At 44.4% G+C, this 22152-nt stretch carries 17 protein-coding genes; 11 read left to right on the top strand and 6 right to left on the bottom strand.

All coding sequences use genetic code 11. The annotated features are described in order from the left end of the window. The first annotated feature begins 13 nt into the window (after positions 1–13). The 4 genes from Q0L00_RS01890 to Q0L00_RS01875 are packed head-to-tail and all read left to right on the top strand — an operon-like array spanning position 14 to position 5471. The gene (locus tag Q0L00_RS01890) at positions 14–2578 is read left to right on the top strand and encodes a cation-translocating P-type ATPase (protein WP_297335162.1); all 2565 of its coding nucleotides are present in this window, start codon (positions 14–16) and stop codon (positions 2576–2578) included. Between the two features lie 58 nt (positions 2579–2636). Then, on the top strand, positions 2637–3944 hold the full coding sequence (locus Q0L00_RS01885) for an APC family permease (RefSeq protein WP_297335161.1): 1308 nt from the start codon (positions 2637–2639) through the stop codon (positions 3942–3944). A gap of 48 nt (positions 3945–3992) precedes the next feature. Continuing rightward, entirely contained in the window at positions 3993–4889 is an 897-nt protein-coding gene (locus tag Q0L00_RS01880; protein ID WP_297335160.1) for a cation diffusion facilitator family transporter, read from the top strand. 42 nt (positions 4890–4931) lie between these two features. Continuing rightward, the gene (locus tag Q0L00_RS01875) at positions 4932–5471 is read left to right on the top strand and encodes a methylated-DNA--[protein]-cysteine S-methyltransferase (RefSeq protein ID WP_297335159.1); all 540 of its coding nucleotides are present in this window, start codon (positions 4932–4934) and stop codon (positions 5469–5471) included. A gap of 22 nt (positions 5472–5493) precedes the next feature. Here Q0L00_RS01875 and Q0L00_RS01870 read toward each other — a convergent pair whose 3' ends face one another. The 3 genes from Q0L00_RS01870 to Q0L00_RS01860 all read right to left on the bottom strand — a co-directional run bounded on the left by Q0L00_RS01870 (position 5494) and on the right by Q0L00_RS01860 (position 10110). Next, positions 5494–6708 (bottom strand): acetate kinase, encoded by a 1215-nt coding sequence (locus Q0L00_RS01870; protein ID WP_363318491.1) that lies wholly within the window; start codon positions 6706–6708, stop codon positions 5494–5496. Between the two features lies 1 nt (position 6709). Beyond that, positions 6710–8800 carry a phosphate acetyltransferase gene (gene pta / locus Q0L00_RS01865; protein WP_297335158.1) on the bottom strand — a complete coding sequence of 697 codons (2091 nt, stop codon included), beginning with the start codon at positions 8798–8800 and terminating at the stop codon, positions 6710–6712. 176 nt (positions 8801–8976) lie between these two features. Further along, positions 8977–10110, bottom strand: a complete 1134-nt coding sequence (locus Q0L00_RS01860; RefSeq protein ID WP_297335157.1) for a DUF819 family protein — start codon at positions 10108–10110, stop codon at positions 8977–8979. A gap of 248 nt (positions 10111–10358) precedes the next feature. Between Q0L00_RS01860 and Q0L00_RS01855 the strand changes: the two genes are divergently transcribed. Next, positions 10359–10736, top strand: a complete 378-nt coding sequence (locus tag Q0L00_RS01855; protein WP_297335156.1) for a hypothetical protein — start codon at positions 10359–10361, stop codon at positions 10734–10736. A gap of 827 nt (positions 10737–11563) precedes the next feature. Here the strand turns inward: Q0L00_RS01855 and Q0L00_RS01850 are convergent. From Q0L00_RS01850 to Q0L00_RS01840, 3 genes are all read right to left on the bottom strand, one after another. Next, positions 11564–12595, bottom strand: coding sequence for a DegT/DnrJ/EryC1/StrS family aminotransferase (locus Q0L00_RS01850; RefSeq protein ID WP_297335155.1), 1032 nt, complete (start codon positions 12593–12595; stop codon positions 11564–11566). 34 nt (positions 12596–12629) lie between these two features. Further along, on the bottom strand, positions 12630–13919 hold the full coding sequence (locus tag Q0L00_RS01845) for a glycosyltransferase family 4 protein (RefSeq protein WP_297335154.1): 1290 nt from the start codon (positions 13917–13919) through the stop codon (positions 12630–12632). A 122-nt stretch (positions 13920–14041) separates the two neighbouring features. Then, on the bottom strand, positions 14042–15496 hold the full coding sequence (locus tag Q0L00_RS01840; RefSeq protein ID WP_297335153.1) for an NADP-dependent isocitrate dehydrogenase: 1455 nt from the start codon (positions 15494–15496) through the stop codon (positions 14042–14044). A 203-nt stretch (positions 15497–15699) separates the two neighbouring features. On the opposite strand from Q0L00_RS01840, the gene Q0L00_RS01835 reads away from it, so the two are divergent. The 6 genes from Q0L00_RS01835 (at position 15700) to Q0L00_RS01810 (ending at position 22141) form a co-directional block, all read left to right on the top strand. Then, positions 15700–16485, top strand: coding sequence for an enoyl-CoA hydratase-related protein (locus Q0L00_RS01835; protein ID WP_297335152.1), 786 nt, complete (start codon positions 15700–15702; stop codon positions 16483–16485). A 13-nt stretch (positions 16486–16498) separates the two neighbouring features. Continuing rightward, positions 16499–18001: a polysaccharide biosynthesis C-terminal domain-containing protein gene (locus Q0L00_RS01830; protein ID WP_297335151.1), complete on the top strand. Its 1503-nt coding sequence runs from the start codon at positions 16499–16501 to the stop codon at positions 17999–18001. Positions 18002–18153: 152 nt separating this feature from the next. Further along, positions 18154–19848, top strand: a complete 1695-nt coding sequence (locus tag Q0L00_RS01825; protein WP_297335150.1) for a tetratricopeptide repeat protein — start codon at positions 18154–18156, stop codon at positions 19846–19848. Then, entirely contained in the window at positions 19841–20581 is a 741-nt protein-coding gene (locus Q0L00_RS01820) for a DUF4292 domain-containing protein (RefSeq protein ID WP_297335149.1), read from the top strand. The genes Q0L00_RS01825 and Q0L00_RS01820 overlap by 8 nt, the downstream gene beginning before the upstream one ends. A 6-nt stretch (positions 20582–20587) precedes the next feature. After that, positions 20588–21832 (top strand): peptidoglycan DD-metalloendopeptidase family protein, encoded by a 1245-nt coding sequence (locus Q0L00_RS01815; RefSeq protein ID WP_297335148.1) that lies wholly within the window; start codon positions 20588–20590, stop codon positions 21830–21832. Between the two features lie 111 nt (positions 21833–21943). Further along, positions 21944–22141, top strand: coding sequence for a twin-arginine translocase TatA/TatE family subunit (locus Q0L00_RS01810; protein ID WP_184492828.1), 198 nt, complete (start codon positions 21944–21946; stop codon positions 22139–22141). Positions 22142–22152 lie beyond the last annotated feature (11 nt).

The raw sequence follows: 22152 nt of genomic DNA, 5'->3' as shown, positions 1-22152 counted from the left end.
GTATCTTACACCAATGAGCTCAAATTCAGATTTTTCTCCATTCTTACAAACCCTCGAAAATACGGGACTCAGCCAAGAGGAAGTTACTGCGCGTCAAGCTATTTTTGGAAAAAACACCTTAAAGGAAAGGAAAAAGAAACCTGCTTGGAGGCAATTTTTAGCCCAGTTTCAAGATTTTATGATTGGGATACTTTTGATTGCGGCTCTCATTTCGGGGCTAGCCGGTGACCTAACCGATAGTATCATCATACTGGTCATTGTCTTTCTCAATGCGGTAATGGGTTTTATCCAAGAATACCGCGCTGAAAAGGCATTGGAATCCCTCAAAAATATGAGCGAGGTTCAGTGTAAGGTTCGTAGAGAGGGAAAGCAATTACAGGTTGCCTCCACCGAATTGGTTCCCGGAGACATTATCTTAGTGGAATCGGGCAATATGATTCCTTCGGATATCCACTTGTTGGAAGCTTTTTCGGTAAAGGTAGATGAGGCTTCATTAACCGGAGAATCCATTCCGGTCGAAAAACAATCCCATCAACAAGTCAGACCAGAACCGGATATCAACAGCCCTTTCCAACTTTTCAAAGGTACCCTGATGACCAACGGACGGGCCACCGGGATAGTGCTCCGAACGGGGATGGATACCCAACTGGGAAAAATCGCCGATTTACTGGAGCAAGACCGACCGGAAACGCCCTTACAAAACCGAATGAAAAAATTCAGTAAGGTGATTTCCTACCTGATTTTACTGATTTGCCTGGTTTTGTTTGGCTTGGGGATTCTCAGGGGAGAAGACCCAATCCCACTACTTTTGGTCACGGTGAGTTTGGCTGTTGCAGCCATTCCCGAAGCCTTACCGGCCTTGATCACCATCGCGCTGTCTCTTGGGGCTGCCCGGTTAGCCAAAAAAGAAGCTTTGATTCGGCGACTCCCCGCAGTGGAAAGCCTCGGCTCAATCACCTATATCTGTACAGATAAAACCGGCACTTTGACCAAAAATGAGATGGCAGTCCTTCGAGAGGAACACTCCGAAAATCCTTCCATTCAGCATGGATCCCCCAATCTCTACTTAGCCCTGGCCTTTAACCATGATATCAAAATAAGCCAGACAGGTGACTTGGTCGGGGAAGCCACTGAAAAAGCGTTAGTTCAATACATGCTTGACCAATGGGGAAGAATGGAATTAGAAAAAATTCAAAAACAGTTCCCCCGAATCGGGGAACTCCCGTTTGATTCGGAGCGAAAGCGAATGAGCACTTTTCATCAAGTAGGAGATCGAGTGCTCATCTTGTGCAAAGGAGCAACTGAGTCCATTGTGCAAGTTCTTTCTGAACCTTCATTGGAAACCAAAATCACCTCCACGTCCAGGAAATGGGCAGCAGAAGGAGAACGCGTGTTGGCTTTTGCAGGCAAGATGATCGATCAACTGCCTGAACAAACCCGTTGGAATGAACTGGAGAATGAATTGGAATACTATGGTCTGGTTGGCATGATTGATCCTCCCCGAGCCGAAGTAGCTCAAGCCATACAGGAATGTAAATCGGCAGGAATCAAACCGGTCATGATCACCGGAGATCATCCTGAAACTGCTAAAGCCATTGCTGCAGCAGTAGGTATTTTTCAAGAAAAAGATTTGATTTTGACAGGGAAAGCTTTGACTGAGCTTTCAGATCAAGACTTTGAAAATCAAATCGAGCAAACCTCAGTTTATGCCCGGGTCGCACCGGATCAAAAGCTACGAATTGTCAAAACTTTACAGAAAAAAGGACATTATGTAGCCATGACCGGGGACGGAGTTAATGATGCTCCTTCCCTTAAGGCGAGCACCATCGGGGTAGCCATGGGAATCACGGGAACTGATGTGAGTAAAGAGGCCGCTCATATGATTTTGTTGGATGATAACTTTGCCACAATTATCCGGGCAATTCGAGAGGGAAGGCGAATTTTTGACAACATCCGCAAATTCATCAAATACATCATGACTTGTAATGGAGCCGAAATCTGGACGATTGCCATGGCTCCCCTTTTTGGATTACCTATTCCGCTATTACCTATTCATATTCTCTGGATCAATTTGGTCACCGATGGTTTGCCTGCCCTCGCATTAGCTGGAGAGCGGGAAGAAAAAGACGTCATGAGACGCCCCCCTCGCCCACCCCAGCAAAGCCTTTTTGCCGATGGCGTGGGAGTCCACATCATTTGGGCAGGAATTCTTATGGCGGGAGTAACGCTGTTCACCCAATACTGGGCAATTCGAAACCACGGGCATTGGCAGACCATGGTATTTACGGTTTTGGCCTTTTCCCAACTAGGCCATGTGATGGCAATAAGAAGTGATCGAACATTCTTGTTTCGGCAGGGGCTGCTGGGTAATGCTCCCCTCTTGGGTTCGGTTTTGGTAACCTTAGCCCTTCAGTTACTGGTGATTTACCTTCCCTTTTTTAATCAATTATTTCATACCGAAGCCCTTCATCTCACGGAATTAATTTACTGTGCAGGAATGGGGTTAGTCGTTTTCCATGCCGTAGAGATCGAAAAATGGGTCAAGCAACTCGTAAGCAACCGATCAAAAAAGGATTAGAATCTTTCCGCATTCTGCTTATCTTCCCTTTTTAAAAATTTCACCAACTTCATCAGACGTGACCAACCCCATTTCCTCGGAAGAAAAGCTTGAAAAATTACCACGAAATCTCGGCCTTTGGGGAGTTTGGATGCTGGTGGTCAATGGCTTGATTGGAGCGGGTATATTCGGACTGCCCTCTGGTGCTGCTGCCCTTGCTGGTGAATACAGCGTTTGGATTTATGCCTTTTGTGCGCTTTTGATGCTCCCGGTGATTTTGAGTTTTGCAGAGTTAGGCAGCTATTTCCGAGGGACTGGAGGTCCCATTAAGTATGGCACCTTAGCATTTGGGGGATTTGTTGGTTTTCAGGGTGGATGGCTTTATTATTTGGCTAGACTCATTTCCTTTGCGGCCAATACTGTCCTTTTGACTGACAGCATCGCTTATTTTATTCCTGCAGCAGGCTTGGGAGGCGGACGGTTGGTGACTGTATTTTTAACCATTTTCCTGCTAAGCCTGGTCAACACCCTGGGTTCCAGTCAATCGATAAAATCAATGACTTTGTTTACGGTGATCAAGTTCACCGTATTGATTGGGCTGGTTTTTGGCGGTTTTTTTCTGCTTGGGGATGCTGTTCTCCCAGGTTTTACCAGCCCTGTTCCACCGGGTTCAGATTTGGGAGCTGCGGCTTTACTGCTAATTTATGCGTTTGTGGGCTTTGAGGGAGCTATAGTACCCGCAGGGGAGGCAAAAAAACCTGAACGAGACATGCCTTTAGGATTGATTTTAGGGTTGCTGATCGTAGTAATTTTGTACATGCTCATTCAATTGGTGACCCTGGCTGCGGTACCTAATTTAAAGGATTCCAACACGCCACTTTTGGATGCTTCCTCTGCGCTTTTTGGTGAATGGGGCGCCTATGCTTTGATGGTTGGTGTAGCCACATCGGTGATTGCCAATTTAATCAGCTCCATGTTTTCGGCTACCCGAGTGACCTATGCCCTAGCGTTAGAAAACTCCCTTCCCGCTTGGTTTGGACAAGTTCATTCCAAATTTCTTACACCCGCCAATTCAGTCATTTTCTTTGGGATTGCAGCTTTTGCTCTAGCCGCTATGGGATCATTTCGTGTCTTGGCTGCCATGACCGTTCTTTCACGCCTTTTTTTATTCATCATGACCTGCGCGGCTGTGCCTGCCCTTCGATCCCGATTTCGAGGGCCGGGAAAATTCGTCCTTAAGGGAGGATATACTGTTCCGATTCTGGGAATTGCATCCTGCCTGTGGCTGATGATGCAAGTAAACTGGAATTCGGTTTGGATGACAGCTCTTTTTATTGGCATTGGAGGTGTACTTTATGGGCTGGGAAAAAGACAAAGTCCAAATTAATTCCTTCCGGCAATCCGCTCTTTACTTTCATTAATTGTACCTTTGATCATGTCCAAAAGTAAGCTTGCTATACGAACGGTAATTTTTAGCATGATCGGAAATGCAGGCTTGGCCGTCATTAAGTTTTTAGCAGGTTTTTTTGGAAACTCCTTTGCCTTAATTGCAGATTCCATCGAATCACTCCTTGATGTATTTGCCAGTATTTTGGTCCTCATCGGGTTGCGCTATGCCGCACGTCCAGCGGATGAAAATCACCCCTATGGACATGGGAAAGCCGAGCCACTAATCACTTTTCTGGTAGTAGGCTTTTTGATCATCTCTGCGGCCACTATTGCTTACCAAGCCATACAAAACATACATACTCCCCATCCCAGACCGGAAAATTGGACCTTGTTGGTTTTGGGTGCAATTATCATTTGGAAGGAAATCTCCTTTCAGTGGGTGATGGCTCGCAGCAAAAAGCTAAAATCCTCTTCGCTAAAAGCGGAGGCTTGGCATCACCGAAGCGATGCAATTACTTCGATAGCCGCTTTTATCGGGATTTTGGTAGCCGTATTTGGTGGAGAGGGTTTTGAAGTTGCCGATGATTATGCCGCATTAATTGCGGTAGCTTTTATCCTGTACAACTGCTACCGGATTTTTCGTCCCGCCTTGGGAGAGGTCATGGACGAGGACAATCATATCGAATTGACCGCTGAAATAAGAAAAATAGCGCTAACGGTCCAAGGGGTTCAAGAAACTGAAAAATGCTACATCCGTAAAGCAGGAATGAAATACCATGTCGACCTCCACGCCCATGTGGACGGGGAACTCAGTGTACGCCAGGGACATGATATCGCCCATGACCTTCAAGACACCCTACGCAAACAACTCCCTGAATTGGGTCATATTTTGATCCATATTGAACCGACAGAAACTAATGGGACAATGCTTGTCAAAAAATAAGATCATCAAGCATTTAACCTAGCCATTTTGTACTTTAGGTCTATGGAAAAAATTCAGGTTCAGACCTTCAAAAGTCCAGTCGGGGAATTGATTTTGGGTTCTTACCAAGAACAACTTTGTCTTTGCGATTGGACATTCCGTAAAATGCGGAAAACCGTGGATGCTCGAGTTCAGAAAGGCTTGAATTCAACATTTGAATCCGAAAAAAGCAGGGTCATCGAGCAGACGATTCGGCAACTCGAGGAATATTTTGACCAAAAGCGAAAGGTATTTGATATTCCCCTACTTTGGATTGGAAGTGAATTTCAGCGATTGGTTTGGGGGAAATTATTGGAAATTCCATTCGGGGAAACCAGAAGCTATGGGGCACTTGCCCGGGAACTGGGAAATCCGGATGCAATCCGAGCGGTAGCCACAGCAAATGGTGCCAATGCCCTCTCCATCCTGATCCCTTGTCACCGGGTGATTGGTTCGGATGGGAGTTTAGTCGGCTATGCCGGTGGACTTGAAGCCAAGAAAAAACTGCTAAGACTCGAGGATGCCCAGTTGCTGGCAAATAATGATCAACTATCGATGTTTTGACTTTTTCTAGATCAAAATCTTCTTAAGCTACTGTTCTATTCTCCAGTAAGCCAAAACATTGTTTGGCTATTTCCAATTCTTCATTGGTTGGTATTACCAGTAATTTAACCCGGGAATCTTCACGTTGAATTTCCTGAACCGATTGCTTTGACCCTTCGTTTTTTACCGGATCAAGAACTATACCCAGATAATCCATTTGCTCACAAACCAACTGACGGGTCATCCGGTCATTCTCACCCACTCCCCCGGTAAATATTACCGCATCCAACCCATTCATTACCGCAGCAAAAGCACCGATGTATTTTTTAACTCGATAGGCATAGAGCTGATAGGCCAAGCTTGCCTCTTGATTACCCTTAGCAATTTCTGCCTGAATATCCCGCATGTCGCTGAATCCGGTCAAGCCCAGCATCCCGCTTTTTTTATTCAAAATGGTGTTGACCTCATCTAAGCTGTAGCCCAACTGATTGACTAAGTGAAAAATAACCGATTGATCGATATCTCCTGCCCGGGTCCCCATAATCAAGCCATTCATCGGTCCTAATCCCATGCTGGTGTCTACGCATTTTCCATGTTGGATAGCGGCCATGCTGCATCCATTCCCCAGATGAATGGTGATCATTTTCAGCGGGAGTTGCTTGAGGTATTCGCTCGCTCGTTCAGAGACATATTTGTGGCTAGTTCCGTGGAATCCATAATTTCGGATTCCATGCTTTTGATAAAACTCATTGGGAATAGCCATGCGATAAGCAATCTCCGGCTGTGATTGATGGAAAGCCGTGTCAAAAACCGCTACTTGTTTGGCCTTGGAAAAAATTTGCTCGGCTACTTCAATTCCCAGAAAATTGGCTGGATTGTGCAAGGGAGCCAAAGGAAATAGCTCCTTGATTTTTGACTTTACCTCAGGGGTAATCCACTGAGTACTCGCAAATTTTTCTCCACCATGGACCACCCGATGACCTACAATTTTCACTTCATCAGGATTGCGAATCACTCCAATTTGAGGATCAGTCAGAAAGGTGGCTACGGCCTGAAGTCCCACCGAATGATCGGGAATTGGCATAATTTTGTACTCCTTAATTTCCTTGCCTGATAAAGTTGCTTGATAGTCTACTCGGGCACCTTGTTGCCCGATTCGGTCCACAATTCCTGAACAAATCACCTGCTCTTCAGGCATACTAATCAATTGATATTTGATCGAACTGCTGCCCGAATTAATTACAAAAACATGCATCATCTTAATTTTCTTGGGATTGAATAGCGGTAATGACCACCGTATTGAAGACATCAATAACGGTACAGCCTCTACTGAGATCATTTACGGGTTTATTGAGTCCTTGAAGCATCGGGCCGATAGCGATGGCGCCGGTTTCACGTTGGACTGCTTTGTAAGTATTATTTCCGGTATTAAGATCTGGGAAAATCAACACACTCGCTTGTCCGGCCACTTCGGAGTGGGGAAGCTTTTGCTTCCCAACGATCGGATCCACTGCCGCATCGTATTGAATCGGTCCTTCGATTTTGAGATCAGGCCGTCTTTCTTTGACCAACTCTGTGGCTTTTCTCACTTTTTCTACTTCCTCACCGGCTCCGGAAGTCCCCGAGGAATACGAAAGCATGGCAATTTTGGGCTCGATCCCAAACATCTGTGCCGACTCAGCCGATGAAATCGCAATATCGGCAAGCTGCTCTGAACTGGGATTAGGCACCACGGCACAGTCCCCAAAAACCGAAACTCGATTGGGCAAACACATGAAGAAAACCGAGGAGACGGTGCTGACTCCAGGTTTGGTTTTGACAAATTGCAAAGCGGGTCGAATGGTATGTTGAGTCGTATGCACTGCCCCGGAAACCATTCCATCCGCATGGCCTTGGTATACCATCATGGTTCCAAAATAGGATACATCCAAAATCAGGTCTTTGGCCATGCCTAAGGTCAACCCTTTATTTTTACGCAACTCATACAATGCTAGGGCATATTCATCAAAATGAGCCGAACTGGCCGGATCCTCAATTCGGATTTGATTCAAGTCCAAGGACAAATTCAGCTTTGACACCAAGCTTTCAATTTCCTCTCGATTGCCCAATAACGTCAAATCCACCACTTCCTGAGCGATAAGCATCGCTGCAGCCTTTACGATTCGCTCATCGGTACCTTCGGGCAAAACAATGTGTTTTTTATAAGTTTTAGCCCGACGAACAATTTGATATTGAAACATCCGTGGGGTAACAATATCGGAACGAAAAGCCACCATTCGGTCGGAAAGTGCGGTTTCATCGACATGCGCATCAAAGAGTTGGATGGCTAGCGCAATTTTTTCTTTGTCCTCCGGGGCGATCCGAGCCCGAATCTGATTTACTTTAGTGACGACCATAAACGTCCCCTCCTCCACTTGAAGAACGGGCACGACCGTCTCCAAGCCTTCAATTAATTTTACGATAGTTTTTTCTGGAAACATCCCCCCAGTTACAATCACCCCAGCTACTTTTCCAAAGTTTCTTGAAATATTTGCTTGCAAGGAACCCACCAAAATATCTCCTCTATCTCCCGGAGTGACCACCAACGTATTATTGGAAAGCCGATCCAGAAAATTGTGCAATTGCATGGCTCCAACGATGGAATGATCCACTCGATTGGTTAGAAACTGTTCTCCAAAAAGCAAATTAGCCCCCAAAGATTCTTTGATCTCCCCCATGGTGGGATTACTCAACTGTTCATGAGCCGGAATCGCATTGACCAAAATGCTTTCGGGTAGGACAAATCGCAATCGACGAAGCACTTCCTCGAGTTTTCCTTCTTCCACTTTGTTGGCCACCAGGGTCAGGACTTGTACACCCCTACTCAGGTAACTATTGGAACTGGCTACGGCCAAATCGATGATTTCTGAGGTGGTTCGCCCGGCACAATTTAAAATAATAGCCGCTGGAATTCCCAGATTTTTGGCAATCATCACATTCCCATCAAACTCCAAATTTGTATTGACATCGGTAAAATCAGTCCCTTCCACAACTACAAAATCTGCTTGATCCCGAAGTGTATTAAACTTTTCAATAATAGTATCAATCAAATACGCTTCGTTTCGCTTGTTGATTTCCTTTAAGGCATTTTTACGGGTAAATGCATACATTTCCTCATAGGGTTGAGGGAGGTTAAATTGCTTGGAAAGCAATTCCAATCTCCGATCTCTATCCTTCTTATTCCCGGTGATGATGGGTTTGAAATAGGCCATTTTGGCTGTTTTTCCAGCCAGCATATTCATTAGACCCAAAGCAAAAATTGATTTTCCCGAATAGGGTTCTGTGGTCGTGAGGTAAATGGCATTGGTCATAGCGGTGCGATTTGATCTAAAATTTGATGCGCCAAAAGTAGAATGGCTTAGCTTGAATTTAGCTGATAAAAATCAGTTTAGGAGATGAAGTTAGGTAATTTTCAAAAAGGATTGCGGAGTTTATCTTCTGGTCAGTTTGCTTTTTTTGCCTCTTATCTCCCATGGGTAGATTATCCTTACAAAGTTCCCGCTACAAAAAAACCAATATAGGTTCCCAATGCATTGCCTAAACTTCCCACCAGCACGCCCGGAATCAACAAATCGGGCCTGTTCAAACTCTCTGCCGCTGCTATCGCGGTGGTATTTCCACCCACATTAGCCTGAGAGGCCACCGCGATCACGTCCCAATCCATTTTTAACAAAGATCCCAAACCGAAAACCACCAATCCATGAATGGATACCAGGAGTAAGACAAACAGAATGAGTGTTCCGGCCAAATCCCCCACCTGGGTCAACGCTCCTACATCGCAAAGGGTACCCACCACTGCAAGAAATAACATAATCATAAAGAAGCCCAAAGTATGCTTCCCTTTCAACTGCTGAACAGAAGGAAATTGAGCTAAAATTAAAGCAAGGGTCGTCAATGTGATGAGTTCAGGAAGGGCAGGCAGATAGGCCTGTACTACTTTACTGATCACCATTGCCAGAAAACCCAAGGCAAAAATTGAGCCCAAGGAGGACATGGAAATGAATTCAACAGTGGGTAATTTTTCTGCGGATTGAGCAGAGTTCAACTTCTTTCTAGGAAAAAGCTTTTGTAAATAACGGGGCAAAATCAAAGTGGCAATAATCCAAGGTGTTCCAATCAAATTATCCACTACTGTGGCAGCAGCGAAAAGCGGCCCGTTTTCATTTACTCCATAGCTCAGGGCAATTGCATTAAAGTTAATGCTTCCTCCGATGTAAGTTCCCGTGTACATGCCTGCAACAGCCGAAGCCATCTCCCCAATAGCCACTGCAGGAGAAACCAAATACCAGGCTGTGATTACGCCGATCACCGTTCCCAGGGCCCCAATTCCAAACATCAGTAAAAGAGGAAATCCGGCATTTTTCAAACTTTTCAACTCTACTTCCAGCAGGGCAATAAAAATCCCCAAAGGAGCCAAATAACCAAAAACACCATCGTAAATAGGGCTACCCTCCATAGCAGATGGAATCAAGCCGATATTGGCGAAAACAGCCCCCAGGAGAATCACCCAAATCGGGGTGCCGATGCTTCTCCCCCAAGAAAAACGAGTCAACCAAATCGCAAAAAATACAGAAATGCAAAGGGTAGCAGCAATAAATAGCGGGTCCTGTGTAAAATCCATCAGGGAAAATAGGAGATTTTTGCTAAATATTTTACACGCAAACAAAAATGGCTGAACAGCAATCAACTAGCCTGACTGCCCCCCAACGATTAGCTTCTCTCTCAACCTAAAACCTAATTCCAGTTTCCCAGATAAAGTATGTATCTGATAATCTTATAATTATTTAAAATAATTATGTAATAACAATACTTCCATTCTTGGTCAGCTTTGTAGGGTAGCAACTCTGCTATCCATAAACTCACCTAAAAATGGATCCCAATCAAGCCAACCAAAACACTCAGCGAAAAGATAGACAGGCAGAAGATCGGTCAAATCGGGAAAATCAGCAAAAAAAATCTAATCCAAATGATCCAGATCAAAACGATATGTTTCAACAAGGAGATAAAACCAAAAAAGACAGAGAAGATCAAGTCTTGGCTAAACTGAATGAAGATCCCAATGAGAACCAACCAGATCAAGATGAATACTGCTCAAATCACCAGAAAAATTCAGAGGATTCTTCCCAAGAATCAGACCGCAAAAAAGATCATTCCCATATTGTCCAAAAATCAAAAGATCATAATTCTGATTCGGACCAAAAAGACAACCGGCCAGATAGAACGAAACTGGACAATAGCCGAAGGTGAATTCAATAGAGCGGGAAAAAGGGATTATTTTCCGTTTTGACCGACCACTCCAGGGCATATTCCCTTTGGAAAAGGATAGTTTCTGGCTTTTAAATCCTTAAAAGCGGGGTTGGTGTAAATTTCAGTACTACAGTCCTCGAATTACGCAAATCCTTCTTTCGAATTCCGTTGGATTGTTCTGACAAGAAACTTGTCAGCCCAACTCCTCATTCTTTTTCTTACCCTACCTTTCATTTACGACCCAACTGTCCCCCATCCACCCTATTATTTTAATAGTAATTTATACCTATCGCGGAAAAAATAATAGACTGGATAAATGCTATCCCTGATCTAAGGTTTTGAGATGAAATTCTTAAACCCGTTGAGATGGATCACGCAGAACCCCTTTCCATCATTGAGAATGCAATTTCAGATGTTGAAGTTGGATACCTTCACTCAAACCAGAAAGCAAGCCAATGCTTAACCTATGGCTTACAAAATCAGATGGGTGATAGGTGCCAATAATGACCTAGCAGCACATTATCCGTATTGATTTCAGAAAAATCTGTCAGAGCACTTTGCGAAAAACCTCAACTAACTTTATGAAAAATCAGCCTTAATTATTTCCCGCTTTCCAACTTTGGGATCAAGGAAAAATTACCGAAATGTGAATACAAAAATGTAAAACCATCCAAAATTTTTAATCGAGTCACCGAGGCTGAAATTCAAATTTTTCGGGTTTGTGACTCCAGATGTGATCTAGACTTTATAGTTCTTTGAACAGTTAACTTCGCCCAAGCGGAAGACTTCAATTCATAGCACTACACCCCTGATAAATAATTGGAAAATCAACCAAAAAACTGCCTCACCTTCTTGACGATATATTCCGACTCTTCCTGGCTCAAATAAGGATTTAAGGGCAAGGAGAGGCTTTGATCAGCTAATAGTTGGGCATTGACAAAGTCTCCTTCGATTCGAAAGGGCTTCATGCTAGGAATAATCTGAGGATAATGAATGGCGGTTCCAATTCCGTTTTTGGCCAAAAAGTCCTGCAACTCATCCCTTTTTTCAGTCCGGACCACAAACAAATGGGCATTGTGATCTTCTTCCAACATTCCCTCTGGAAGAATCAATTCCGGTATTCCAGTAAGGCCTTGTATATAATCCTGCGCTATTCGCTTGCGAATGTTCTGATTGGCTTCAAATTCAGCCAGCATCTCCACTAAAAATCCAGCCTGAAGGGTATCTATCCTACTGTTTCTCCCGATCAACTCATGTTGATCCCGAATCGGCTGACCATGAGTGGAAAGCAAACGGATTTTTCTTGCTAACCTTTCGTCTTGGGTCAGACACATTCCCGCTTCCCCGAGGGCTCCGAGATTTTTGGTCGGATAAAAGCTCAAGCAACCCACGTCTGCCCAAGTTCCTGCTGCCTTTCGCTGCTGATGGGCTCCAAAAGCTTGGGCCGCATCTTCGATCACAAAAAGCCGATACGTGTTGGCTTTTTGGATGAGCTCATTCATTTGCTGCATTTTTCCATACAAATGAACTGGAATCACTGCTTTGGTTCGCTCAGTCACTGCTTTCTCCCAATCTGATCGAAGCAATCCCTGCTCATCGGTATCCCAAAAAACCGGTTTGGCCCCTACCCAAACTACCGCCTCAGCAGTACTCACCCAAGTCATCGCAGGCACCACAACCTCATCCCCTGGCCCGACACCTAAGGCTCGAAGGGCAAGCTCAAGGGCATCGGTTCCATTGGCACAAGGAATCGCAAATCGAGTCCCCAGGAGGTCTTGAAGTTGAGATTCAAACCGCTCCACTTCTTTTCCTCCTGAAAAAACACCTTGATTCAAGAGCTCGGAAAATTTACGCTCCAAACGTTTTTTTAACTCAGGACTTATCCTAGACAGCTCAAGAAAGGGGATATTCATCAAGGATCTCAGCTAAGTGTTGGGTGAGGTTTTTTCGGGAAAATTGAGCAATCAAATCCGGGTCTGCGGCAGGTAGGTTTCCTTCGCAGAGTTTTCGAAGGGCCACTTGCATCTTGACCTGATCAAAATGGGGAATTACCTCCCCCGCTCCGGTTTCCCGAAGGATTTTGGCGGTATCTCCTTTGGGATCTCCAATAGCCAAGATGGGAACTCCGGTGGAAAGGTATTCAAACACCTTTCCGGGGATATTTCCCTGTGCATTTTTGGTATCGGTCAAAATAAGCAGCAAAGCACTGGCTTCTGCATAAAACTGAAAAACAGCTTGGTGAGCAACATATCCTGTAAAATACACATGCTCGGTGAGCCAGGTATCCTGAGCCACTACGTACCGGATCACCTCACTTACTTTGCCTACAAATGTAATCCGAACGGTTTGCTGGCTTTCCATAAATTCCTCTCGAAAAGCTTTCAACAGAGGAATTGGATTTCGAATGGCATCAATCACACCGGTATAGACCAAATGAAAATCCGTGTTGGCTTTCTTCAGTTTTTCAAAATGATCTGGGAGATCAGTAGGATCGAAGCCATTGGTCAACAGGTCAATCTTCCGCTGGGATAGCCGCTCAAAATCCGATTGAAAAGTCGGAGAAATAGTCAACACGCGATCTGCCTTTTGCAAGACTTCCTGCTCGAGCTGCTGATGCTTTTTACGAACCGATTTCCGCATGGGTAGGGTATCCAAAAACTCCCACTCAGACCAGGGATCCCGAAAATCGGCCAGCCAATACAATCCCATTTTCTCCTTGAGCGCTTGACCAATCAAATGCATGGAATGCGGAGGTCCTGTGGTAATGACTGCCTGAAATTGGCCATTACTCACCAAATTCAGCAAAAATTTAATGGAGGGTTTTACCCAAAAAACACGAGGGTCGGGGATGAGCAAATTCGCTCGAGCCCAAATTCCCGCTTTTTCAAGAACGCTTTTTTGGGTTTGCTCCAGGACCCTGGAGGGATGGTTTTTCCTTTTCCCTCTTAGCTTTCCAAAGATCGAGTAGGGCTCCCAAATCGGAAACTTAATCACCTCAAGGGAGGGATTGATTTCACGTTCCAAGGAAGGGTCCTGAATATCAAAATCAGGGTTTTCGGGAGTAAAAATGACCGGTTCCCAACCAAAATCCGGTAGGTATTTGGAAAATTTCAGCCAGCGTTGCACGCCAGAACCGCCACTCGGTGGCCAGTAATAGGTAATAATGAGAACTCGCTTTTGCATGAACGTACAAAATACTGGTAAACCAGGACAAAGTGCAATCTTAAGCCAAAAAAGGGGAAAGTTTCCTCTCCCCTGTATTCCTGACTAGGACTTCAATCAAAAATCCTATTTTTCACATCAATTTATTCTCCTTGGGCAAGCGAATAGCCTCTCTGCCCATCAAACACACAAAGGTGCTCGGTTTTGATAAAGTCAAATCCGAGATCCTTGATTTGCTTCAACAGTTCCAACACATGCTCGTGTGAAATTGCACGCTGATCATCGGTTTTGAATCGACATCTCCAATGGTCAGTGCAGAATGTTTCGCGCAATCCCTCAGGGAATACTTTTACTCCTCTGTTGGTAATCAAATGAAGCTGCAGACCGTCCACATTTGCTTTGCGTAATCGTTCTCCAATGACATTGGGATTGCGATTATCTTCATCCCAGTCAATAAATACATCGACGCCCACCAATTCTTTCTTGGCCTTGGTTTTTGGTGTTAATTTGATCTCCATGGGCTGGGTAGCCTCTTGCCCAAATACCGCGGGAGTCATTTTTTCCGGTTGCTGACCCAGACGCTCTATGACCGCATTGGCAAACGCTGTGGTGGTCGCTCTTGTTGCTGAAAGCCCTTCTTGGTAAATGTCTCCGGTATGAATGCCATCTTCTAATGTTTTCATCCAAGCGTTGGAAATCTTCTCGGCAATTTCCGGCATTCCAATATGGACAAGCATCATGATTGCCCCATTTAACAAGCCGGATGGATTGGCGATCCCCATTCCAGCAATATCCGGTGCTGACCCATGAATCGCTTCAAACATGGCCACTTCTTCGCCCACATTGGCCGAGCCCCCCAATCCAACAGATCCGGTTACTTGTGCCGCGACATCGGAAATGATATCCCCATACAAGTTGAGGGTCACAATCACATCAAAGGTCTCTGGACGATCGGCAATTAAGGCCGTTCCGATATCGATGATTTTATGATCCGCTTCAATTTCCGGGTACTCTTTGGCAACTTCATTGAATTTTTTATGAAAAAGACCATCGGCTAACTTCATGATGTTATCCTTGGTCATGCAGGTCACCTTTTTGCGGCCATATTTTTTGGCATATTCAAAAGCATATCGAATGATTTTCTCCGATCCTGGTTCAGAGATCAACTTTAAAGTTTGATAGACCTCCTGGGTTTGTCGGTGTTCGATTCCAGCATATAGATCCTCCTCATTTTCCCGAATGATCACCAAATCAGTTTTTGGAAAGTGGGTTTTGACAAAAGGTGAAAAGGCCTTGCAGGGACGGACATTGGCATAGAGGCCAAATGACTTCCGGGTGGTCACATTAAGCGACTTAAATCCTCCACCTTGCGGTGTGGTGATGGGGGACTTCAAAAAGACTTTGGTTTCGCGAAGGGAGTCGATTGCTTTTGGTTCCATACCCGAAGAAATCCCCTTCAGGTACACTTTCTCACCGATTTCGATGACATCATATTCGAGTTGGGCGCCGGCTGCATCAAGAATCCGAAGGGTGGCATCCATGATTTCTGGACCGATTCCATCTCCGTATGCCACGGTAATCTTTCTTTTTGAAGACATATATGTTGAGGGTTTAGTTTAAAATTTTGTTCTGCAAAAGTAAGTAAAAAAAGCCAGATGGAGGGTTTGGAAAGGATCATTTTAGCCTTATGGATATCATAAGTTTTGAACGGACTTAGATTCAAAAATTGGATTTTCCAAAGACTTAATTTGGGATTGAAAACCCGACTTGTATATTTGTTCACTACTGAAAAGCAATCTCTATGGAAGATTTAAAAAATATCCTCGCTGAAGAAAAAAACGGTGTATTGTTTTTGACTATAAATCGGCAAGACAAAATGAATGCCCTCAACTTTGCCACCTTAGAAGAGCTGCGCGAAATTTTTGATGAGGTTGTCGATAATAAGGCGATCAAGGCGGTGATCTTGACCGGTGCGGGAGAAAAAGCATTTATTGCCGGTGCGGATATCAAAGAAATATCGGAACTCAATGAGGTCAATGCACGGAAATTCGCCGAACATGGCCAAGAAATTTTTTCCATGATCGAAAACTGTCACAAACCGGTCATTGCGGTGACCAACGGATATACGCTAGGAGGTGGCTGTGAATTAGCCATGGCCTGCCACATTCGGATTGCGTCTGCGAATGCCAAATTTGGTCAACCTGAAGTCAATTTAGGTATTATTCCCGGTTACGGGGGTACCCAGCGATTGACCATTTTAGTCGGCCGGGGAAAAGCCAATGAGCTGATGATGACTGGGGACATGATCGGTGCAGAAGAAGCCCGAGAATTGGGATTAGTCAACCATGTCCTCCCAACGAAAGAGGATGCCATGGCAAAGGCTCAGGAAATCGTGGAAAAAATCATGTCCAAAGCACCTTTGGCGATTGGAATGGTCGTGGATTGTGTCAATGCAGCTTATCTTGCCGATGAAAACGGTTTTCAAACCGAAGCAAATAGCTTCGCACGATGCGTCAAATCGGGCGATTACAAAGAGGGTACCTCAGCATTTTTAGAAAAACGTAAACCCGTATTTAAGGGAGAGTAACTTCCCTTTTCAGATGAGCAATCTCAAAAAACTCGCCGGACAAACGGCAATTTATGGACTGAGCAGCATTCTGGGCCGGTCCATTAATTTTTTACTGATCATGGTCTACACGGCCTACCTGAGCAAAGCATCCCTAGGGTCGTTTACAGCGATTTATGCCCTGATTGGATTTTTGAATATTGTCTTTACCTATGGGATGGAAACGAGTTTTTTTCGCTTTGCCACAGGGAAAAACTTAGACCCCAACCGGGTGTATTCTCATAGTCAATCGCTGCTGGTAGTCAGTAGCTTGATTCTGGGCACAGGTCTTTATTTGGCCGCTCCGGTACTGGCCAATTGGATGGAGTACCCCGGCCAAGCCTACCTCTTTCGTTGGTCAGCCCTGATTCTGACCTTTGATGCGGTACTGGCAATCCCTTTTGCCAAGCTGAGACTGGAAAACAAGGCGCTGCTGTTTGCCTTGGCCAAACTGATCAATATTTTCATCAATGTCGGGTTGAATATCCTGCTCATTATTGGGTTTCCCCATTGGATTGAAACCGGAATCATTCCGGCAAACTTTCTGGGTTATCAACTGGATTGGGGCGTGGAATATATTTTACTTTCCAATTTGTTAGCCAATGGATTAATCATTCCTTTGGTCTGGTGGAAAGCAGGATTTTTCAAATTTGGAGTCGAAAAATCGCTACTTAAGCCCATGTGGTCCTATTCCCTACCCTTGCTGTTTATGGGCTTGGCTGGGGTGACCAATGAGCTGCTGTCACGAATGCTATTTGAATATATTCTGCCGGAGAATTTCTACCCTGGACTCAGCAGCCGTGAAGCAGGCGGGGTTTTTGGAGCCAATTTCAGGCTGGCCATCTTGATGAACCTGGTCATACAAGCCTTCAAATATGCGGCTGAACCTTTTTTCTTTAAGGAATCTGAAAATAAAAACTCCCCCAAACTTTATGCGCAGGTGATGCATGCCTTTATCCTTTTTTGTTGCCTGTTAATGATTGTTATTTCTGTCAACTTATACTGGATTGGACCGCTTTTCCTCCGCAGTCCAGGGTATGAGGATGGACTGTTTTTTGTACCTGTCCTACTGATGGGCTATTTGCTCTTGGGCGTTTATTTCAATCTTTCGATTTGGTTTAAAGTCACCGACAAAACCCAATACAGCTTTTGGATTACCTTTATCGGCGCAGGGGTGAGTGTGGCAGTGATTTGGTTTTTGGTGCCCCTGTGGGGATATATGGGAGGGGCCTTAAGTACGTTGGCTTGCTACCTGGTTATGACTGTAATTTGCTATTATTTTGGGCAGCGCTACTACCCCATTCCCTATCAAACCCAAAAAGGGATCAGCTATCTATTACTTGCATTATTACTAAGTTATGGTGGTTTTTACTTGAGTTTGGATCAGCCTATGCTGAATTTTGTGGTAAAAAATGCGTTTTTGATCCCCTTCATTCTTCTAATTTTATGGAGTGAACAGGCGTTTATTGCCAGGTTGAAAACCAGATTTAAAATTTAAAAGGATCATTTTAGGGACAAGATCGTTATACATGGATATGTCTTTTCAAAGCTTTAGCACGAGCATTAGGGTAAAAGGCATTATGTTTGTGATTTGATCCCCATAATTTAAGAAAAGTGATTTCAAGAATAACTCTCTATATATTCCTGTTTTTGACCAGTGTACTAGCTGGAGAAGTCCTAGCTCAGAAAAAACTCAGTAAAAAGGAGCGCAAAGCCCAAAAAAATGAAGCTTTGGCCAGTCGGTATTTTATTGAAGGAACCAAGCTGATGAATCTGGGAGATTTGGAGAAATCCTATTTTTATTTTCAAAAAGCCCTCGAACTGGAAACTGAAGAGCCTGCTATCCATTATAAAATAGCAGAGCTCTACACGAAGGCCAATCAGCCTGACAAAGCATTACCCTTTGCCGAAAAAGCGGTCACACTCGATCCAGAAAATAAATATTATGCTTTGATGGTGGCCGAGATTTACACCCAACTCAAGCAACCGCTTAAAGCCGCAGAAATACTCGACCGCTTGACCGCTGATGGACAAACTAATCAACAGTACAATTTAGATTTGGCTTCGATCTATCTCAATGCCAATGAATTTGACCAAGCACTCCTAGCCTTGGATCGAGCAGAACAATACTACGGAATATTGGAGCCCATCACCTTGCAAAAGCAGCGAATTTACCTTCGTAAAAACCAACTCGACCAAGCGGTTAAAGAAGGGAGAAAACTGATCGAAGCCCAGCCTGGGAATCCAAATTACGTATTGGGTCTAGTCGAGATTTTATTCAATAACAATCGATTGGAAGATGCCATTTCCCTAGTTTTGGGCGAAATCAAAAAATACCCCAACCAGCCCGAACTGCAAATGGCCGCCCATAGTCTATTCAAAGAAAAAGGAGATTTGAATCGGGCAAACCGCTATTTATTCACCGCTTTTCAGAGTACAGAACTCGATCCGGAAGTGAAAGCCAGAGCTTTTATGGGCTTGATGAATGAAATCAAAACCCAAGAGCGCGAGCTGGTGCTGGATTCTTTGGAAGTTCTCATGATCGAAAAAACCGCAGAAAACGCCCTGATTTTTGAGGCACTTGGAGAGCGGGCAGGGCAGGTTGGAAATCAGGAAGCGTCCATTGATTATTTCAAAAAATCATTGGAATTAAAGCCCGAGAATGCCTCTGTTTTGGAAAAAGTCATTTTAGGCTCCTTTGGCGAGGATGCGGATTTTGCAGAACTCGAACAATACACCACCTTGGGCGTCGACCAATTTCCCAAAAATCAGGAATTTTGGTTTTACGATGGAGTAGTCAAATCTGCTCGCAAAAATGACAGTTCAGCTGTCATCTCCTTACAAAAAGCCCTAGCGCTCAACCAAGGTCAAAATCCACAATTAGACCAAGTAGCCTTTGGTTCATTGGGTAGCTCTTACTACAATCTAGGAAAAAAGGATTCAGCATTCCACTATTTTGAAAAAGCACTCCAAATCAACCCCAACGATGAGCAGGTCTTAAATAATTACGCCTACTTCCTTTCCTTAGAGAAAAAAGACCTGCAAAAAGCCAAGGCTATGTCCGAAAAAGTGGTCAAGCGATTTCCCAATAATGGCACTTTTCTTGACACACATGCCTGGGTATTGTTTCAGATGGGGGATTACGAAGGTGCCAAATATTACATGAACCTAGCCATTGAACAAGAAGTGGAACCCAGTGGGGTGATGCTAGAGCACTACGGGGACATCCTGTATCATTTGGGGCAAAAATCCGAAGCATTAAGTTTCTGGAAAAGAGCTGCCGATAGCCCGGAAGCCTCAGAAAAATTGCCTTTAAAAATAAAAGACGGTAAATACCATGAATAAATTTTTATTGCTTGGATGGGTATTGATTGGAATGATTTTGCTCAATTCCTGCTCTAAGCGGGTGATTCCTTACCAATCCAATGAGCGAATGAAGGAATTTTCACCCCAATACGCAGATTTTGATTATTTGAGTGCCCGAGCTAAAGTGGTCATTGAAGAAGGCTCCGGCAAAATTACGCGAGGCACGTTGAATCTGCGTGCAAAAAAGGACAGTTTGCTTTGGTTTACCATTTCTCCAGGATTGGGTATGGAGGCTGTTCGAGGGTTGATTTCGAACGAAAAGATCCTAATCAAAGATCGAATCGGAAATCAGGACATCGACATGAGTTTTGCCGAATTCAAGTCACTCTATGGCTTAAATTTATCCTTGGATTTATTCCAAAATATGCTTTGGGCGAACCCTCCCTTTCGGTTTGATTACCGAGACCGACTCGTTAAAGTGGGCAAAGTGTATGAGCTCACCCAAGTCCGTGATCAAGTCCGGTATTTTTCCAAAGTGGGAACAAGTGAAGCAAAAGTGACTGAACTGGTCAGTAATTCACTCGATGACCGGGGTAGCTTGCTGGCAAGTTTCGCTCATTTTCAAACGATCGATCAGATGCCCTTTCCAGCCGAAACCCTTTATAAACTCATCTATCAAACCCCTCAAGGCGCCCAAAACACCATTATCCACGTGGAATGGACCTCAATTGATCGACACTCCTCTGCCTTGAGTTTCCCATTTAGATACTAATCAAGCATGCGTCAACTACTCTTATTTTCAGGCTTGCTTTGGATACTGATGAGTTGGTCAGTGACCGATTCTTTTTCCCAGACCAAAAAAAGTAGGGAAGAACTGGAACGGGAAAAAGCCGAAGTACAAGCCCGCTTACGGGAATTTGACGCGATTCTCAAAAAAACTTCAGCGACCAAAAAAACAACCATTGGGGAACTCAATGCCATCACCAGGCAATTTCAAACCCAAAATCGCTTGGTCAATACCCTGGACCGGGAAGTTAAACTCATCGATCAAGAAATCCAGGAGACTGAATCGAAAATCAAAAAAATGGAGCAGGAGTTGATCGATTTGAAAGCAGAATATTCCCGTATGATTTACAATACCTCTAAGCTCAACCGGAGTATTTCCATCGTCGCTTTTGTATTCAGTTCCAGCACCTTTAATCAGCTCTACATGCGCTTGAAATACCTCAAGCAATATACCGATAGCCGAAAACAGCAAGCCGCTCAAATTGAAGAAGTCACGCAGCAATTGGCCCAGGAACGCATCCAGCTGGATGCTCGAAAAGGCGAAAAAGTGAAAGTCCTGGCAGAGGCTCAAGCCGAACGACGAAAGCTCGAAGGCCTGCGAAGAGAACAACAGGGAATGGTCAATAACCTGACCAAGCGGGAGACCGAAATCAAGCGAAAGATCACCGCTACCAAAAAACAACAAGAACAGCTCGAGTCACTCATCCGACAGGTCATTGAGGAAGAAATTCGACTGGCAGAAGCTGCGGCCAAAAAAGATAACAGTACGGCCACCAAATCTGCAGGAAGTTCCATGCCCATGACTCCTGAAGTGGCCGCTTTATCCAGTTCATTTGCCGGTAATAGAGGAAAACTTCCCTGGCCGGTAGAAACTGGTTTTGTTACCGAAGTGTATGGGGATAATCCCCACCCGACGCTCAGAGGGATCAGCGTGCCCAATGACGGAATCAATATCCGGACCCAACCCAATGCCAGCGTGCGTTCGGTCTTTGACGGAACGGTCACCAAAGTGGCTACCATGCCCGGCTATGGGGAGACGGTCATTATCAAACACGGGGAATATTATACCTTATACAGCAAGCTAAAAACCATTACTGTAAAAACCGGTCAGACTGTCAAAGCAAAAGACGTAATTGGCCGGGTAGCGGTTGATGCCAACGGAGAGTCAGAGGTTCATTTCCAAACCTGGAAAGGACTTCAAAAGATGAATCCTTCCACGTGGATTGCACCCAAATAGCTTAAAAATTCGTATATTTAAAAAAAGATTCATACTAGCCCTTTGCTTCTTTGTGTAAGCAAATGACAATTATATCTTTGTGACCTCATTTACCCTAAAACAAAAGTAATTATGACAACATTGGGTTTTATTCAAAATATGGGCGGAGGCTCGATCGTACTGATCATACTTGTCATCCTCCTGTTATTTGGTGCAAAACGAATCCCTGAACTCGCTCGTGGACTTGGCCGAGGAATCAGAGAATTCAAAGACGCTACTAAGGATATTCAAAACGACCTCGAAGAAGGATTGAAAGACAAAAAAAAGTAATCCTCCAAAAA

Source organism: Algoriphagus sp. (genome assembly GCF_024305035.1).
In the GTDB taxonomy this organism is placed as follows: Bacteria; Bacteroidota; Bacteroidia; order Cytophagales; family Cyclobacteriaceae; genus Algoriphagus.
Note: the sequence above shows the minus strand (reverse complement) of the source record. Positions and strands in the feature narration are given on the sequence as shown.

Coding starts and splice junctions, on each gene's coding strand:
- Q0L00_RS01835 (WP_297335152.1), top strand. CDS start 15,700: ATGGAAGATTTAAAAAATATCCTCGCTGAAGAAAAAAACGGTGTATTG.
- pta (WP_297335158.1), bottom strand. CDS start 8,800: ATGACCAATGCCATTTACCTCACGACCACAGAACCCTATTCGGGAAAA.
- Q0L00_RS01890 (WP_297335162.1), top strand. CDS start 14: ATGAGCTCAAATTCAGATTTTTCTCCATTCTTACAAACCCTCGAAAAT.
- Q0L00_RS01870 (WP_363318491.1), bottom strand. CDS start 6,708: ATGATGCATGTTTTTGTAATTAATTCGGGCAGCAGTTCGATCAAATAT.
- Q0L00_RS01830 (WP_297335151.1), top strand. CDS start 16,499: ATGAGCAATCTCAAAAAACTCGCCGGACAAACGGCAATTTATGGACTG.
- Q0L00_RS01815 (WP_297335148.1), top strand. CDS start 20,588: ATGCGTCAACTACTCTTATTTTCAGGCTTGCTTTGGATACTGATGAGT.
- Q0L00_RS01880 (WP_297335160.1), top strand. CDS start 3,993: ATGTCCAAAAGTAAGCTTGCTATACGAACGGTAATTTTTAGCATGATC.
- Q0L00_RS01860 (WP_297335157.1), bottom strand. CDS start 10,110: ATGGATTTTACACAGGACCCGCTATTTATTGCTGCTACCCTTTGCATT.
- Q0L00_RS01875 (WP_297335159.1), top strand. CDS start 4,932: ATGGAAAAAATTCAGGTTCAGACCTTCAAAAGTCCAGTCGGGGAATTG.
- Q0L00_RS01855 (WP_297335156.1), top strand. CDS start 10,359: ATGGATCCCAATCAAGCCAACCAAAACACTCAGCGAAAAGATAGACAG.
- Q0L00_RS01845 (WP_297335154.1), bottom strand. CDS start 13,919: ATGCAAAAGCGAGTTCTCATTATTACCTATTACTGGCCACCGAGTGGC.
- Q0L00_RS01840 (WP_297335153.1), bottom strand. CDS start 15,496: ATGTCTTCAAAAAGAAAGATTACCGTGGCATACGGAGATGGAATCGGT.
- Q0L00_RS01820 (WP_297335149.1), top strand. CDS start 19,841: ATGAATAAATTTTTATTGCTTGGATGGGTATTGATTGGAATGATTTTG.
- Q0L00_RS01810 (WP_184492828.1), top strand. CDS start 21,944: ATGACAACATTGGGTTTTATTCAAAATATGGGCGGAGGCTCGATCGTA.